This is a genomic window from Micromonospora sp. WMMD708 (genome assembly GCF_049315245.1).
Lineage (GTDB): Bacteria > Actinomycetota > Actinomycetes > Mycobacteriales > Micromonosporaceae > Micromonospora > Micromonospora wenchangensis.
On the sequence record NZ_CP186060.1, the window covers coordinates 3,289,813 to 3,306,074 of the forward strand.

Below are 16,262 nucleotides of genomic sequence, written 5' to 3' on the forward strand. Positions count from 1 at the left end.
GGGACGATGTGGCCATGTCCGGCGCACCCGAGGGGTTCACCTACCGCCTGCGCAAGAACGGCGACGTGGAACTGCTGCACCACGGCCGCCTCGCCACCGTGCTGCGCGGCGTCGCCGCGACCCGGTTCCTGACCGACGTGGACGGCGACGATCCGCAGGAGCTGATGGCCCGCCTCACCGGCAACTACCGGCACGGCAACGAACGGACCGCCAAGCGGCACCCCCGCAACCGGGCCCGCTGACCCGCAGGGCCCCTGGCCGGTCCGGGCCCTTGGGTGGGTCAGCCGTCGACGATCTGCTCGCGGAGGATGTCGGCGTGCCCGCAGTGCTGGGCGAGCTCGCGCAGCACGTGCAGATACACCCACCGCAGCGGGACCGGCCCCATTCGGTGCCCGGACAGGACGTCGTCCAGGTCCAGCGTCGCCGTCGCCCGCCGGGAGGCCGCGCAGGCATCCCGGTACACGTGCCGTACGCCGGCGATCGTGTCGCCGTCGTCGAGCACGAACGATTCCTCCGACGAGGCGGGGATGCCCAGTTCGGCGCGCGACCGACCGGTGACGGCCTCGTCGAACCAGACCCGCTCCACGAAGGTCGCGTGTTTCACCAGACCCAGCAGCGTGGTCCGGGAGGCCACCAGCGACCGGCGGGCCTGTTCCTCGGTCAGCCCCTCCAGGCAGCCGTCGAGCGCGGCACGGTGCTCGTCGAGGAACGCCTCGAACTGCGCACGCAGCGGCTGGGCGACGACGTGTTCGGCGAAGGTCGGCGGAAAGGCGGGCATGCGGGACAGCATCCCAGACCCCACGGCCGGTCGGCTGCCCGGGAAACCCTCTGACATAGTGTCGGTCGCGGCACGGACGCGCAGTGGCCGAAGGACCACCGGGAGGGAGGGCGGGGAGCATGACGAGGTGTCCGGTCCCGTCCGGTGCCGGGCCGACGGGCCACGTCCCGGGCGGCGTCGACCGGTGGCGGTGACGGACCCCGTCGACGGGAAGGTCGACTTCCGGCGGACCCTGGACGCCTACCGGGCGCGGAAGGGCCGGTTCCGGCTGGTCGACGTGCCCGACATGCACTATCTGATGGTCGACGGTCGAGGCGATCCCAACAGCTCACCGGCCTTCACCGGGGCGGTCGAGGCGCTCTATCCCGTGGCGTACCGGGTGAAGTTCGCCAGCAGGCGGGAACTCGGGCGGGACTACGTCGTCCCGCCACTGGAGGGCCTGTGGTGGGCCGAGGACATGGCGTCCTTCACCAGCGCGCGGGACAAGTCGCGGTGGCGCTGGACGCTGATGCTCATGGTCCCCGACTGGATCGGGCCGGACATGGTCACCGCCGCCGTCGCGCAGGCCGGGGCGAAGCGGCCACCCGGGCGGCTTCACGACCTCCGCCTGGAGCGGCTGGCCGAGGGACGGTGCGTGCAGACCCTGCACATCGGTTCCTTCGACGACGAGGCCGCCGTGCTCGACCGCCTGCATCACGAATTCGTCCCCGCCCACGGGCTGCGCCTGACCGGCACCCACCACGAGGTCTACCTGAGCGACTTCCGCAGGGTCGCGCCCGACCGCAGGCGCACCATCCTGCGGCAACCGGTCGTCGCCGACACCCGGCCCGTCGGGGAGCGTCGCGGAGCGAGCGGCGACGGCAGCGGCCAGCCGACGCGGTAGCCCAGGCCCCTGGGGCACGCCCACGGGCCGCGACCCGACGCCACCCGCGCGATCCACCGACAGTGACGGGAACCGATATCACTTTCCGTGATGGCTGGGCGCACCGTCGAGGAGCGCGTACGCGATGTCGACCGTCGGGAGTGACGGCGACATCCCGGACGGTGACGGAACGGCCGGTCGGGTCGGCCGGCCGGACCGGACCGCGGGACGGGCGACGGGAGACCGTGGAAGTGTCGTACCCGTGGGCCATGATCTTGTGATCACGGCGACGCCGGCCCGGCCGGTGCGCGCCATCAACCATGGTCGACGCCGTTTTCCGGCGGGTGGGAGGACATGCGGTGACGGACGCTGACGAGGCCGCGTGGCGGCGGCGGAGCGTGGCGGCGGTGGTGCCGCCGGCCCGGCCCCGCAAGCTGGCCAAGGTTCCCTTCGTCGAGCTGGCCGACGGACGGTTACAGGGTGTGGTGTCCAGCGGTTCCGACATCGAGCGGGTGTACGTCTCGTCGGTGACCGCCGGTAGCCACGCCTACCACTGCAGCACCAACAACAACCGGCCCTGCGGCGGACTGCGCGGCGCGCCCTGCAAGCACCTGGAGGCCCTGGCCGACGAGGCCGTCCTCCAGTACGGCGTCGACCGGGTCGCCCGCTACCTGCGGGTGGACGCCGGTGACGGCACGCAGACCGGGGTCGAGCTGCTGTCCCGGCTGGACGCCCGGCACGAGCCGACCTCCGCCGCCGTGGTGTTCAGCCGGTTCCTGCGCCACCTGGCCTACCTCGAACTCCCGACCAGCACCACGGCGCTGCCCGAGCTGCACTGGTTCCCGTCGACCGGGGCAGGTCGCTGATGCTCGGCACACAGCTGGCGCAGCTGCACGGCGACGCCCCCACCGGGCTGGCCGACGCCGACGACGTGGTCGCCGGATTCGACGAGGCCCTGCTGCAGGGCTTCGCCCGGGTCGGCGAGGCGGACGCCACCGCGCTGACCGCACTGGCCGGTGCGGTCGCGGGCACCCCGCTGGGTGAGCGGGTGGCCGAGGCGGTGGGCAAGGTGACCGCCGGGTCCGGCGGGCAGGAACACCTGGCCGCCCTGGCCGGGGCCCGGACGGCGCTGCTGGGCGCGGCCCACGACGCCCTGACCGCCCGGTTCGACACCGCTCTCGGGCGGGAACGCACGGCGTGGACGGCACCCGCAGGTGAGCCCGCCGACGCCTCCCCCGCCCGCGCCGCCGCCCGGTCCTGGCTGCACGAGACGGCGCTGGCCGGATGGCGGGGCATCGACCACGAACTGCTCTCCGCCGTCGGCACACCGGTCGAGGCGGCGCTGGCCGAGCCGGGAGCGCGCCGGCTGGCGGTGCTGCTCGACGGGCTCGCCGCCGAGCTGCGGGCCGGGCTGCCGGTGGCCACCATGGCGCAGCCGCCGGTACGCCGCTGGGCGGACCTGTGGGCCCGTGGCGTGCTGCTCGCCCAGGACGGGCCGGCCACCGACCCGACGGCCGGCACCGCCCCGGTCAGCGGTCGCCTGCTGCCGCTCGGGGTCGACGTCCACGAGCACGAGACCGCCGTCCAGGTGCAGCTGCACGCGATCCTCGAACCGGCCGACGCGGGCACGCCCCGGCTGGTCCGGGTGACGGTGGGCGCGGCCAAGGTCGCCACGATCGGCGGCCCGGCGGTGTGGCGGCTGCTGTCGGCGTACCCCGTGCTGCTCACCGCGATCGCGCAGCGGCGGGCGCTGACCGTGACCGACCTGCCGGCGTACGGCGGCGACCTGCACTGGTTCGACGAGCGGGCGCGGGCCGGCGAGCCCGCCGACCCGTTCGCCACCGCCCGGGTGCTGCTCGGCACGGCGACGGCGGCGGCCACCGCGCCGCTGGACCGGCACCCGGCGGCGATCGCCGAGCCGGTGCTGCTGGAGGGGTACACCGTGCACGACGGCGGGTCGGCCGTCGACCTCGGCGGGCAGCGCCTCGCGGTCGCCCTGGACCGGCTGCCGGCCGCCGGGCCGCTCACCCCCGCGCTGGTCGCCGCCTCGTCGTCCTGCCTGGGCCTGGCCCGTTTCGACGGCGGCCGGTGGCTGGTGCAGCCGCTGGCGGTGCAGGCCACCGTCAAGCGTCGGCCGGTCGAGGCGCACAACGGCGACTGGGCCGACGGGGTGACCGACCCGAAGGTGGCGAAGGCCGAGGCCAGGGCGGGCGACGCCGTGGCCGTGCTGCGCGAACGCGCGGGACGGTTGCTGCGCCGATGAGCGACCCGACCCCCACGACCGGCGCCCTGCCCCCGGGCGACACCGAGCCCCCGGCCGATGCGGTCACCCCGGGTGACCTCGCTGCCGCCAACCGCCGGCAGGTGCTCTACTGGCGGCTGCTGGGGCGGCTCTTCGACCCCGACGAGCAGCCCACGCTGGAGTCGGCGAGCGTGGCCGTGGTCGACGACCTCGGCCTGCCCGCCGCCCTGCTGGACCCGACCGTGTCGGTGGACACCGTGGTGCAGCGCTTCCCCGCGCTCGCCGACGAACTCCGGGGCCTGCTCGCCCCCGACCCGGCCGCCGCCCCCGACAATTCCGACGGCGGTCACCGGCCCGGCGACGCCGAGGTGCGCCGGGCGGCGCTGGTGTCGAAGCTGCTGCTCAACGTCTTCGGCACCGGGTCCGGGCCGGTCAGCGCCGGCCAGCTGGCCCGCTGGCAGGCCGACGCCGGCTGGTTCGCCCAGGCGCTCGGCACCACCGCAGAGGAACTGCGCCGGCAGGGCGGCGGCGGGTTGGGAGCCGCCCTCACCGGCCTGGAGGGTGACCTGGTCCGCCGGATGCACCTGCGGGAGGTGCTGGCCGACCCGAAGCTGGCCGCCCAGCTCACCCCCAGCATGTCGCTGATCGAGCAGCTGCTGCGGGACAAGTCCAACCTGTCCGGGGTGGCGTTGGCCAACGCGAAGTCGCTGATCCGGCGGTACGTCGACGAGGTCGCCGAGGTGCTGCGGACCCAGGTCGAGCAGACCACCGTCGGCGCGATCGACCGGTCGGTGCCGCCGAAGCGGGTGTTCCGCAACCTCGACCTCGACCGCACCATCTGGCAGAACCTCACCAACTGGAGCCCGGAGGACGAGCGCCTCTACGTCGACCGGCTCTACTACCGGCAGACCGCCCGCAAGACCACCCCGTCGCGGCTGATCGTGGTGGTGGACCAGTCCGGGTCGATGGTCGACTCGATGGTGAACTGCACCATCCTGGCCTCGATCTTCGCCGGACTGCCCAGGGTGGACGTGCACCTGATCGCGTACGACACCCGGGCGTTGGATCTGACCCCGTGGGTGCACGACCCGTTCGAGGTGCTGCTGCGCACCAAGCTCGGCGGCGGCAACGACGGGCCGGTGGCGATGGCGATGGCCCGCCCCAAGATCGTCGAGCCGCGCAACACGGTCATGGTGTGGATCTCGGACTTCTACGAGTTCGACCGCTCCCAGCCGTTGTTCGACGGCATCGAGGCGGTGCACCGCTCCGGGGTGCGGTTCATCCCGGTCGGCTCGGTCAGCAGCTCCGGTCAGCAGAGCGTCAACCCCTGGTTCCGGCAGCGCCTCAAGGACCTGGGCACCCCGGTGCTCTCCGGTCACATCCGCAAACTCGTCTTCGAGCTCAAGAGCTTCCTCACCTAGGAGAATCACCCCTCATGTCCGAGATGTTGCGTGCCCCCGCCGAGGTCAAGTACGCCGACGAACTCGACTACCTGGAGTCGGTCGACACCGGCCCGAAGCCGTTCTCGTGGCGGTTGAGCCCGCGCATGGTGCGGCTGTTCGTCCTCGGCTCGGAACGGGCCGACGGTCTGGAGCGGGAGATCCCGCAGAAGTGGTTCGGTGACCGCAGTTTCGTCGAACGCAGCATCGTGACCCTGGCGTCGGACCGGGGCCTGCTGCTCATCGGCGACCCCGGCACCGGCAAGAGCTGGCTGGCCGAGCTGCTGTCCGCCGCGATCTGCCGCAACTCGACGCTGGTGGTGCAGGGCACCGCCGGCACCACCGAGGACCACATCAAGTACTCGTGGAACGTCTCGATGGTCATCGCCAAGGGGCAGTCCCGGGAGTCGATGATCCCGTCGCCGATCATGACGGCGATGGAGCAGGGCGTGGTGGGGCGCTTCGAGGAGCTGACCCGCTCCACCAGCGACGTGCAGGACGCGCTGATCTCCATCCTGTCGGAGAAGTACGTCTCCATCCCCGAGCTGAACGACGACAACATCGTCTTCGCCCAGCCCGGTTTCTCGATCATCGCCACCGCGAACAGCCGCGACCGGGGCGTCAACGACCTGTCGTCGGCGTTGAAGCGCCGGTTCAACTTCGTCCGCATCCCGGTGGTCACCAACAAACGCAGCGAGGCGGAGATCGTCCGGTTCCGCACCGAGGAACTGCTGCGCCGGCACCGCATCGAACTGGACGTGCCGCCCACCCTGCTGGACATCCTGTTGCAGAGCTTCGCCGACCTGCGGGCCGCCGCCGCGTCGGCGACCAGCGACGACGAGAAGTTGGAGTCGGCGCTGTCCACCGCCGAGCAGATCGGGGTGCTGGAGGACGCCATCCTGCACAGCCAGTTCTTCGGCGACCGGGCCCTGCGGGTGGAGACGCTGGCCTCCTCGCTGGTGGGGTCGTTGGCCCGACGCAGCCCGGAGGACCTGGCGATCCTCAACAAGTACCTGCACGGCGTGGTGGAGCCCCGGGCCAAGAAGAACGGCGAGGGCTGGGCCGGCTTCCTCGATGGCGGTCGCCAGGCGATCGCCTCGCTGTCGTGACCACCACCGACACCGGCGCCACCGCGCCGCCCGGCGGCACCCGGCCCGCAACCCCCGCCGTCGACGGCGCCGGCGGGGTGACCGCCGGGCCGTTCGGGGCGCTGCGCGAGCAGCTCACCGACGCGGCGGCCACGTTCGCCGGTTCGGCCGACGCGCTGGCCGGCATCCTCGCCGGCATCGTCGACGACGTCGACCGGGCGCTGGGCGAGCGGTTGGAGATCTTCCCGGTCTGTCACCACTCGCCGGCCTCGGCGCTGGCGATGGTCCGCCGGCTGCGGCACAAGCAGCCCAAGGTGATCTACCTGGAGCTGTGCGAGGATCTCCAGCCGCTCCTGGGCGAGCTGCGCAACTGCCGGCTGCCGGTGGCGGTGCAGGCGTTCGCCTCCGAGCTGGACGGTTTCCCCGCCGAGTGGGGGCCGCTGAGCGTCGTCGCCCCGGTCACCGAGGCGTCCGCCGAGTACCAGGCGATCGCGTACGCGCTGGAGACGCCCGGGGTGGAACTGGTGCTGGTGGACCGCTCCACCGACCACGTGTTCCAGTGGTCACCGCGCGGCGACGCCGCAGCGGCCACCGACGCGCCGGCCGACACCGCGCCGGAGGCTGCGGGTGGCGAGGCCGGGGAACAGGCGGCCCTGCACGGCGACGCGGTCGGCGTGGAGATCGGTGACCTACGGCCCCGGTTCGCCGAGCTGGAGGCGTACCTGCTGCACCACGGCAAGGTGCGGCACTGGTCGGAGTGGTGGGACCAGTACGTCGAACGGCCCCTCGCCGACGCCGACCACGACACCTACCGGCAGGTGATGGTGCTGATCGGCAGCCTGTTCCGCCGGCTGCGCCCGGCCGGGTCGGACCGTACCGACCGTGACGAGGACCGGGAGCGCTACATGTGGACCCGGATGCGGGAGCACCTCGCCGCGTCCGGGGCCGACCCGGCGGACTGTCTCTACGTGTGCGGAGCGTTCCACGCCGCCAGTCGGGTCGAGCAGTTCGGCCTGGACTCCCCCGCCCCGGACTTCGCGATCACCCCCCGCACCGGCACCCGCTGGCGGTACGGGCTGATCCCGTCCAGCCACTCGGCCATCGAGGCGCAGTTCGGGCTGGCACCGGGGTCGGTGTCGATCGCCGCCGCCAACTGGACGCGGGCGGTCGGCCGGTCGGGCCTGACGCCGTACCGGCTCGACGGTCAACGGGGCGTCAAGGGCGGCCGGGGCAGGCGCAAGGCCGCCCCGCCGGTCGCCACGCCGGCCGGTCCGGTCGCCGACCGGCTCACCGGCTTCCTCGCCGCGCCACCGGAGCTGGACGGGCTGGACGAGGCGGAGCTGCGCGGCTGGTGCGTGGACATCGTCCGGTTGGCCCGCCGCAACGGGTACCTGGCCAGCACGGCCGACGCGATCGCGGTGTTCGAGACGTCGATCCTGCTGGCCGGGTTGCGCAACCGGGCCCGGCCCACCCCGTACGACTTCGCCGACGCGGCGGTGACCTGCATCGAGAAGGACGTCGTGCCGGGGCGGCGAGACGTGCGGCGGCTCTGCGAGATCCTGCTCGGCGGGGACCGGATCGGGCAGGTCGGCTACGACGCCCTGCCCCCGCTGGCCCGCGACGTGCTCGACCGGCTCCAACCCCTCGGCCTGGACCTGGAGAAACGCACCATCCAACGGGCCCTGCTCGACCTGCACGCCACCCCGGCGCTGGCCGGTTGCTCGGATCTGCTGTGGATGCTGCGGCACCTGCTGCCCGCCGACGCGGTCCGCCCGATCATGGGTGAGCGCCGGTTGGGGCACCGGTCGATCCAGGAGAGCTGGGACCTCGCGTTGGGCCGGCACCAGCGGGCGCTGATCGAGCTGGGCTACGAGGGGGTGACCGTCGAGCAGGTGCTGGAGCAGCGCCTGCGGCGGGCGGTCCGGGGCCCCGACGCGACCGCCGCAGGCGCGCTCGCGGCCGTGGAGGACGCCATCCGGTTGCTGGACAGTCCCCGGCTGGTCGACGAGTTGGGCACCCGTGCGGTGGAGCTGCTGTCCACCGAGCGCACGGTGGACGACGCCCCGGAGGTGCTGCGGCGGATCCGCCGGTTGCTGGCCCACCACCGGGCCACCGCGCCCACCCTGCCCGCCTGGTGCGAGGCGTTCGTGACGACCGGGTACGCGCACTACTGCACCCTGCTGCCGACCGCGTTCGTCGAGGAGGAGACCGGGGTCCGGCAGGTCGGGGCGATGCTCGGTTTCCTGTTCAGCATGGAGAGCCTGGCGCTGTCGTTGGGCTGCGACCGGTCCCAGCTCGAACTCGCGGTGGCCCAGTCGCACCCGGAGAGCCCGGCGAAGGTCGCCCTGCTCTGGGCGGCCCGGCACCAGCTCGGCCTGCTGCCGCTGGCCGAGCTGCGGCAGCGCTGCGCCGACCTGCTGGGTAACCCGCTGGTGGTGCCGGCGTTCCCGAGGTACCTCTCCGGTTTCGTGCACGCGCTGGAACCGGTGCCGGGGCTCGCGCCGTTCGTGGTGGAGACGATGTCCACCGCGTTCGCCCGGTTGCCCGACCCGGTGCTGCTGCCCTGGCTGCCCACGCTGATCACCACCCTGCGCGAGCACGGCCCGGAGCTGGTGCCGCTGCTGGTGCGGGAGGCCGCGCGCACCTTCCCGGGGACGCTGTCCGAGCTGGACGCCTGGGTGCCGCCCTGGTCGGGGCCGCCGTCCGGGGCCGCCCCGACCGCCCGGCCGGACGCGCCGACGGGGCAGGTGCACGGCCTGCTCGCGGCGCATCCGGTGGCGGTGGACGCGGTCGCCGGGCTGCTGGGCTGCGGGGGCGGCTGGTCGGAGCCGGTCGATGCCCCGGCGGAGTCGGCGGCGGCGACGCTGCTGCTCACCCATCCGGACACGGTGGAGGCGGTGTCGCTGCTACTCGGTTGAGGGCCGGCGGTCGCGTCGGGCGGATGGAGGCCCGGCACGACCGCCGGTCGCCGGCCGGGGGTGCCGCCACCGCGGGTGTGGTGGCGGCACCCCCGGCCGGGGGGTCGGCGCCGGAACGCCGGAATGGTTGCTCAGGGCCGGGTCACGGGGTGTACGTCACGCCCGGGTAGTCGGCCTGGGCCTGGACGAACTGCGCCTGCCAGTCGGCGGGCCAGCCGCCGAACGCGGTGGTGGCCAACGGCTTGAGGCTCACGCCGGCCGCGCCGCTCCAGAAGTGCACGAACTCACCCCAGTTGAGGTCCCGCGCGTAGACGCCGTCGAACTGGTGGAAGTGCTGGGACAGCAACTGGAAGAACTTGTTGAGCACGACCTTGCCGCCGTAGTTCTGGTAGATCGGGTAGAACCAGTCCCGGAACCAGTACGTGTTGGCCACGGGGAAGTTGTCCGAGGTGAGCAGCTTCGCGTTCTTCCACCGGGTGGCGTCGGCGGTCCGGCCGGTGCCGACGTAGCAGTCGTACTGGAAGATCTCGGCCCACTTGCTGTCGCCCCAGATGCCGTACGCGGGTGAGCCGTTCACGCCGAACGCGGTGAACTCGACGGTGTGGTTCATCTCGTGGGAGATGACGTCCTCGTTGAGGTCGGTGTTTCCCCAGCCGCCGCCGCTCATGTCGTTGACGTCGCGGAATGCCGTGTTGGGGTCGAACTGGCTCAGCGCGAACCCGCCCGATCCGGCGTCGTCGTGCAGCACCTCGTACAGCCGCTGGCCGCTGAGGTTGCCGTAGTTGGCCTGGACGTACTCCCAGATCTGTTTGGCGTAGTCCTTCACCCAGGTCAGGTCGGTCGAGGCCAGTCCCGGATCGCGGTAGACGGCCACGTTGGCGTCGTAGTAGTAGCGGGTGAGCGTCTCGTTGGGGGCGTGCCAGGTCTCGGTCCAGGTGGTGGCCGGGGTGGCGCTGAGGGTGGTGGTGTCGGCGGTGGCGTAGCCGGAGTTGCCGGCCGCCCCCTCGGCGCGGAGCCGGTAGTAGTAGTGGGTGCCCGCCGGCAGTTTCAGGTTGTGGAACTTCGTGGTGCTGGCCGGCAGCACGTACGCGGTGCTCCAGGTGGTGCCGTTGGTGGAGCGTTCCAGCCGGTAGGCCGTCTCCCACCGGGTGTTGTCGGTCCAGGTGAGCCGGATCTGGTCGGCGGCGGCGGTGGCGACCAGGCCGGTGGGCGCGGCCGGCGCCGGGGTGGTGGCGGTGGTGGTCCCGTAGATCTGCCACTCACCGATCTGCATGTTGACCGACCCGTTGGTGGCGGTCACCCGCAGCCGGTAGTACCGGTAGGCGGTGGTGTTGCTGAACGAGTAGGTGTTGCGGTGGAAGCCGGTGATGAAGGTCTGGTTGCTCCGGGTGTCCAGCGGTGTCCAGCTACTGCCGGTGGTGGAGGCCTCGAAGACCCAGCTGCGCGGGTCGCGGTCGGGCCAGTCGTTGGCGGAGGTGACGGCGTAGCTGGTCACCACGGCCGCCGTGGTCGCCTCGAACTGGATCCAGCCGGCACCGCTGTAGGTGAAGTACTTGCGGTAGGGCGTGTTGTCGATGACCTTCTCGATGCCCTCGTCGCCGGTGGTGGACCACTGGTCGGTGATCGTGCCGGGGGTGTCGGTGATGTCCACCGCGGCGGCGAGGTGGACACCGGCGAGGTGGCTCGGGGTCCCCGCGAGGAGCAGGACGATCGCGGCCACCGCGGCGAGCAGGGGCAGTGCCGTGCCCGGGGGGCGGCGGCGGATCGGGTCAGCGCGCATGGAGTGGGTTCCTCTCGGCGTGGTCGGTCTTCCCGGTGCGCGCCGGGAGTCGATGCCACCTCCCGGTGACCCCCGCGCACGCGGCACGACGACCCGCCCCCGTTTCCCGGGGTCAGGTCGTGGAATAGGTGGTGGGGAATGTTTTCGCCAGGAGCTTGACGAATCGGCCGGGCGGCGCCACCGGAAAGTCGTTCGATATGGATACCGCGACCGTTCCCCGTTGACCTTCTGCGCACCGAATACTAGTTGCGGCATAGCAAATGGTCAATGAATTTGCGTTCTCGCCAATGAGCGGGATATGCATTCGCACGGATATCCCACCGATGGGAGGCGACCCGGGGCGGTGCCGCGGCGACGCTGGCCGGCCGTCGTTCACTCCCACCCCGCGCGCCGTGCAGCGGCCGTTCACCCGCCTTGCGGAGGCTTCGTCACCGACACGGTCGACACCCGGATCACGTCGACACCCGGATCACGTGGAGGGCTCCGCAGTGCAGCACAGGGATTCCGAGGACGCCACAGGCGGTCACCTGTCACGCCGCCAACTGGTGAAGTACGCGGGCGTCGGCGCGACGCTCGCCGCCGCCGGCCCGTTCGTGGGCGTCGAGGCGGCCCACGCCGATCCGGACCGGCAGGATCAGGCGACGGCCGGCGCAGGTCGGGCCGATGACCGGATCTGGCGGGCCGGCGACCACCACATCCACTCCGAGTACAGCGGGGACTTCGACACCTCGACGAACCCGCCGACGTTCCGCAAGGGCGCCGACGCGGTCTACCCGATCGTCACCAACGCGATCATGGCGAAGAACTTCGGGCTGACCTGGGCCATGTGCACCGACCACGGTGGACCGACGCACTCCAAGGTGAACCTGGAGCAGGCGTACCCCGATCTGCTGCGGTCCCGCCGGCTGGTGCCCGAGGTGTTGCAGTTCTGGGGCATGGAGTTCGACGCCCCGGCGATGGACCACCACACCCTGATGATCCCCCGGCACGCCGACGAGGCGAAGCAGCTCTTCGAGCTGGAGAGCCGGTTCGCCAAGCGGGACCCGTTCCCGGCCGACCCGGGCCGCGACACCGAGGCCAAGATGGTGGAGTTCCTCCGGGTGGCGCGGAACATGCCGCACAAGCCGCTGGTGATCGCCCACCACACCTCTCGCTCGGCGACCGGGCTCGGGGTGTACGGGCAGGACCTCCCGCACGAGTTCCGCAACGGCAACGACGCGGCCCCGGACGTGTACGTCGGCTTCGAGGGCGCCCCGGGCCACCAGGCGGGCCCACTCAACGGCAGCGCCCGCGGCGGCTACGGCAACCACCCCACCTACGGCGGCTACGACCAGGCGACCGCCCGGGTCGGCGGGCTGTGGGACGCGCTGCTCGGCGAGGGGCGACGCTGGTGGATCACCGCGACGTCCGACTCGCACGTGCACTGGACCCGGGGCGGCACCGACTTCTGGCCGGGTGAGTACAGCAAGACCTACGTGCTGGCCCGGCAGGAGTACCACGACATCATGGACGGCCTGCGCCACGGGCGGATCTTCGTCACCACCGGTGACCTGATCAGCCGCCTCGACGTCACCGCAAGCAGCCAGGGACACTCGGCCGGCTCGGGTGAGACCGTCACCGTCAGCCGCCGCGACCGTACCGACGTGGACGTCGTGATCCGGTTCCGGCCGCCGGCCGGCACGAACGCCAACGGCGACCGCCCGCAGGTCCGCCGGGTCGACCTGATCGTCGGCCGGGTGACCGGCCCGAGCGTCGACCGGGACGCCGACACCAACCCGACCACCGCCGTGGTGGCCCGGTTCGGCCCCCGTGACTGGCGGCAGCAGGGCGCGCAGTACGTCATCCGGCACACCCTGCGCGACGTCGGGACCGACAGCTACCTGCGGGTGCGCGGCACCAGCACCGACGAGGCGGAGCCGCTGGCCGACGGGCTGGAGAGCCCGTGGAGCGACCTGTGGTTCTACTCCAACCCGGTGTTCGTCCGGGTGCGCTGACCGCCCGGTCCCGGCCCGCCGCCGGCGGGCCGGGACCGCCACCACCCGGTCGACGACGTTGAATATGATCCGGCGTACGGCGGGAGTCTCCACGGGCGGACGAGCGTCCAGGGTGGACGCCGACTCGCCAGCAAACGCCCGCGTTCGAGCGGGTGTGGGGGAATTGGCGAATCGCGTACCGGTCCCCGGTTGTGAATCTTGACCACCCGAAAGCGCAGGTCATACGCTCCGGGCACCCTTGATTCATTTCCCGGGAAGGGAAACGAAACGCCTCATGCGAACGCCGATAATCCGCTCCGCATCGCTTTCCCGCAAGCGGTTGGCCAGCGCCACCGCCATCGTCCTCCTGGCCGGGATCACCCCCCTGGTGGTCGGCCCGTCCGCCTCCGCCGCACCCCCGGCGACCTGCAGCACCGATCCCACCGACCGGTTGGCCTCGGTACCCAGCCCGGAGAGCTTCCTCGGCTTCCCGCTCGGCACCGGCCAGGAACGGGTGGTCACCAACGAGGAGGTGCGGGGCTACCTCGACGCCGTGGACACCGCCTCGAAGCGGGTCGTCACGGGCGTCATGGGCACCAGCGTGCTCGGCCAGCCGCTGCCGTACGCGATCGTGTCCAACGAGCGCAACGTGCGTCCGGCCGTACTCAAGGGCATCGCCGAGGACGTCCGTTCGCTGCGCGACCCCCGGACGGTCAACCAGCAGCAGGCCGGCGAGATCGCCGGGGCGGCCCCGGCGATCGTCTGGGTCACCGCCAACGTGCACGGCGGCGAGAAGAGCGGCACCGACGCCGCCCTCAAGACGCTGTACGAGCTGGCCGCCGGGCTGTCGTGCGAGGTCCAGCAGCGCAACGACAACCTGGTCACCATCATCGTGCCGACGCAGAACCCGGACGGCCGCGACGCCAGCCGCCGGCAGAACGAGTACGGCTTCGACATGAACCGGGACTGGTTCGCCCGGACCCAGCAGGAGACCGACGGCAAGCTCGAACTGATGCGCAGGTACCCGCCGCAGGTCTTCATCGACGCGCACGAGATGGGCGGCCGGCAGTACTTCTTCCCGCCCAACGCCGACCCGATCCACCACGAGATCTCCGGCGAGGCGGTCGACTGGATCAACCGGATCGGCGAGGCCAACAAGGCCGGCTTCGGTTACAACGGCGCGTGCGGTGGCGCGGTGACCACCGAGTGCTACTTCAACTACTCCACCTACGACCTGTTCTTCATGGGGTACGGCGATACGGTGCCGGCCGCCGGCTTCGGGGCCGCCGGCATGACGTTCGAGAAGGGCAGTTCGTCGGCGGTGGCCGACCGGGTGCAGCAGCAGTTCCACACCCAGTGGTCGACCCTCGGGTGGGCGGCGGCGCACAAGGGTGAGGTGCTGAACGGCTGGTACAAGGTCTGGAAGGACGCCCTCGCCCAGGGCCGGGCCGGCACGTTGGAGCCCAACGAGGTGGTCCAGCCGACCAACACCGTGCAGTTCCCGGTGCCGGCGCAGACCATCCGGTCGTACTTCCTGCTGCCCGACCGGCAGCTCGCCGACGCCCGCCAGCTCGTCGAGCGGCTACGCCGGATGGACGTCGAGGTCTACCAGGTGCGCAAGGCCGTCAAGCTGCCCACCGCCAAGCTCTTCGGCGGCCGTTCCGCGACCAACCTGACCGTTCCGGTCGGGTCGTACTGGATCCCGATGAACCAGCCGCAGAAGCACTGGATCCAGGCGATCATGGGTGAGGACCCGTACACGCCGTTCCCGTACTTCTACGACGTGTCGTCATGGAGCAACCCGCTGCTGATGGGTGTGAACGCCGTCTACACCGGCGCGGACGTCAAACCCAACGCGGAGCTGATCGACAAGATCCAGAACACCGGTGGCGGCAAGATCCTGGCCGCGCCGCCGCTGAAGGGCTCCTACACCTACGAGCTGGACTCCGCCGCCGCGGCCGAGTTCACCTTCACCCTGCTGGGGCAGGGCGTGCAGCTCGTCCGGGACCTCGACGACGGCCAGGTGGGGATGCCGGCCGGCGCGTTGACGCCGGAGCTGAACACCACGGCCAAGAAGCTGGGCGTGACGCTCACCCCGTACACCACGGCGGCCGTCGGCACCCCGATCAGCCGGCCGGACGTCGGCCTGTTCCAGGGCGCCGGCATCTCCACCACCTCCGGCTCGCACGGCGAGGCCCGGTACGTGCTGGGTAAGCGGTGGGGCCTGGACCTCACCCCGGTCACCACCGCCGACATCAACGACAACACCCCCGCCTTCACGGGCCGCACGGTGCTGCTGGTGCCGGACGGCAGCAACGCGACAGGCGGGCTGACCGCGACCGGGCAGGCCAACCTGCGGGCCTGGATCGCCCAGGGGCACACCTACCTGGGCCTGCGCAACGAGGGCACCCGGATGGCCCGCGCCGCCGGTCTCACCTCGACCACCGAGAAGCCGAAGCCGACCGGCTACACGGTGATCGGCTCGCACCTGCGGGTCGACGTGGACCCGGACAGCCCGGTCGGGCTGGGGCGGCCGGCTGAGGACTTCGAGTTCAACAACAACGACCCGATCCTCACCCCGAGCAGCACCGGCCGCAACGTGCTGCGCTACCCGAGCGGGGACACCTTCTGGGCCAACGGCTACACGGTGCAGGGTGACGCGCTCAAGGGCACGGTCGCGGTGGTGGACGAGCCGACCGGTGCCGGACGGGCGGTGCTGTTCGCGTTCAACCCGCTGTTCCGGGCGTACAACGAGAGTGGCCTGCACCTGGTGGCCAACGCGCTGCTGTACCCGGCCGGCGGCACGGCGGCCCGGACCGCGTCGCCGGTCCCGGTCGACCCGGCCCGCGCCGCCGCGGCGGCCGCGCCGGTCGCGGAGAACCTGGGCGGACAGTGGCGTCCGTTCACCCTCCAGGTGGCCGCCGGTGACCTGGCCCGCACCGAGGCGGTCGTGCAGCGGTTCACCGACACCGCGCGGGTCACGGTGGCCGACGGCTCCGCGTACCTGGTGATCCCCAACCCGGCGGGTCTCCAGATCGACGAGCACCCGTTCCTGGGTGACCTGGTACGGACCCTGCGGGCCGAGCAGGTTCCGCTGCGCTCGCTGGTGGGCTGATCCCGGCCGGTCGGGGCGGGCACCGTGCGGTGTCCGCCCCCGACCGTCCCGGCACCCCCGCGCGACG

Annotated in this window: 11 protein-coding genes; 9 read left to right on the forward strand and 2 right to left on the reverse strand. The window is 72.1% G+C overall.

Translation table 11 applies throughout. The annotated features are described in order from the left end of the window. Window positions 1-14 precede the first annotated feature (14 nt). A complete protein-coding gene (locus ACN260_RS14515) occupies window positions 15-242 on the forward strand; it encodes a hypothetical protein (protein WP_422756467.1) in 228 nt (75 codons plus the stop codon). Between the two features lie 38 nt (window positions 243-280). On the opposite strand, the gene ACN260_RS14520 is transcribed toward ACN260_RS14515, so the two are convergent. Then, window positions 281-778 (reverse strand): DinB family protein, encoded by a 498-nt coding sequence (locus ACN260_RS14520; protein WP_422756468.1) that lies wholly within the window; start codon window positions 776-778, stop codon window positions 281-283. A 190-nt stretch (window positions 779-968) separates the two neighbouring features. Here ACN260_RS14520 and ACN260_RS14525 point away from each other — a divergent pair, with 190 nt between their 5' ends. The 6 genes from ACN260_RS14525 (at window position 969) to ACN260_RS14550 (ending at window position 9,327) form a co-directional block, all read left to right on the forward strand. After that, complete coding sequence (locus ACN260_RS14525) at window positions 969-1,661, forward strand: GyrI-like domain-containing protein (RefSeq protein WP_422756469.1); 693 nt, start codon at window positions 969-971, stop codon at window positions 1,659-1,661. A 377-nt stretch (window positions 1,662-2,038) separates the two neighbouring features. Beyond that, on the forward strand, window positions 2,039-2,506 hold the full coding sequence (locus ACN260_RS14530; protein ID WP_422756716.1) for a hypothetical protein: 468 nt from the start codon (window positions 2,039-2,041) through the stop codon (window positions 2,504-2,506). Then, window positions 2,506-3,903, forward strand: a complete 1,398-nt coding sequence (locus ACN260_RS14535) for a hypothetical protein (protein WP_422756470.1) — start codon at window positions 2,506-2,508, stop codon at window positions 3,901-3,903. Before ACN260_RS14530 ends, ACN260_RS14535 begins: the two co-directional genes overlap by 1 nt. Further along, window positions 3,900-5,303: a VWA domain-containing protein gene (locus ACN260_RS14540; RefSeq protein WP_422756471.1), complete on the forward strand. Its 1,404-nt coding sequence runs from the start codon at window positions 3,900-3,902 to the stop codon at window positions 5,301-5,303. The genes ACN260_RS14535 and ACN260_RS14540 overlap by 4 nt, the downstream gene beginning before the upstream one ends. Window positions 5,304-5,317: 14 nt before the next feature. Further along, a complete protein-coding gene (locus ACN260_RS14545; RefSeq protein WP_088646501.1) occupies window positions 5,318-6,430 on the forward strand; it encodes an ATP-binding protein in 1,113 nt (370 codons plus the stop codon). Window positions 6,431-6,507: 77 nt separating this feature from the next. Beyond that, a complete protein-coding gene (locus ACN260_RS14550) occupies window positions 6,508-9,327 on the forward strand; it encodes a hypothetical protein (RefSeq protein WP_422756717.1) in 2,820 nt (939 codons plus the stop codon). Between the two features lie 142 nt (window positions 9,328-9,469). On the opposite strand, the gene ACN260_RS14555 is transcribed toward ACN260_RS14550, so the two are convergent. After that, window positions 9,470-11,107, reverse strand: coding sequence for a hypothetical protein (locus ACN260_RS14555; RefSeq protein ID WP_422756472.1), 1,638 nt, complete (start codon window positions 11,105-11,107; stop codon window positions 9,470-9,472). A gap of 488 nt (window positions 11,108-11,595) precedes the next feature. Here ACN260_RS14555 and ACN260_RS14560 point away from each other — a divergent pair, with 488 nt between their 5' ends. Next, window positions 11,596-13,101: a phosphoesterase gene (locus ACN260_RS14560; protein ID WP_422756473.1), complete on the forward strand. Its 1,506-nt coding sequence runs from the start codon at window positions 11,596-11,598 to the stop codon at window positions 13,099-13,101. A gap of 274 nt (window positions 13,102-13,375) precedes the next feature. After that, window positions 13,376-16,195 (forward strand): M14 family zinc carboxypeptidase, encoded by a 2,820-nt coding sequence (locus tag ACN260_RS14565; protein WP_422756474.1) that lies wholly within the window; start codon window positions 13,376-13,378, stop codon window positions 16,193-16,195. Window positions 16,196-16,262 lie beyond the last annotated feature (67 nt).

Bases quoted from the DNA above. Each gene is read 5' to 3' on its own strand.
- ACN260_RS14535 (WP_422756470.1), top strand. From the start codon at position 2,506: ATGCTCGGCACACAGCTGGCGCAGCTGCACGGCGACGCCCCCACCGGG.
- ACN260_RS14555 (WP_422756472.1), bottom strand. From the start codon at position 11,107: ATGCGCGCTGACCCGATCCGCCGCCGCCCCCCGGGCACGGCACTGCCC.
- ACN260_RS14515 (WP_422756467.1), top strand. From the start codon at position 15: ATGTCCGGCGCACCCGAGGGGTTCACCTACCGCCTGCGCAAGAACGGC.
- ACN260_RS14545 (WP_088646501.1), top strand. From the start codon at position 5,318: ATGTCCGAGATGTTGCGTGCCCCCGCCGAGGTCAAGTACGCCGACGAA.
- ACN260_RS14520 (WP_422756468.1), bottom strand. From the start codon at position 778: ATGCCCGCCTTTCCGCCGACCTTCGCCGAACACGTCGTCGCCCAGCCG.
- ACN260_RS14540 (WP_422756471.1), top strand. From the start codon at position 3,900: ATGAGCGACCCGACCCCCACGACCGGCGCCCTGCCCCCGGGCGACACC.
- ACN260_RS14565 (WP_422756474.1), top strand. From the start codon at position 13,376: ATGCGAACGCCGATAATCCGCTCCGCATCGCTTTCCCGCAAGCGGTTG.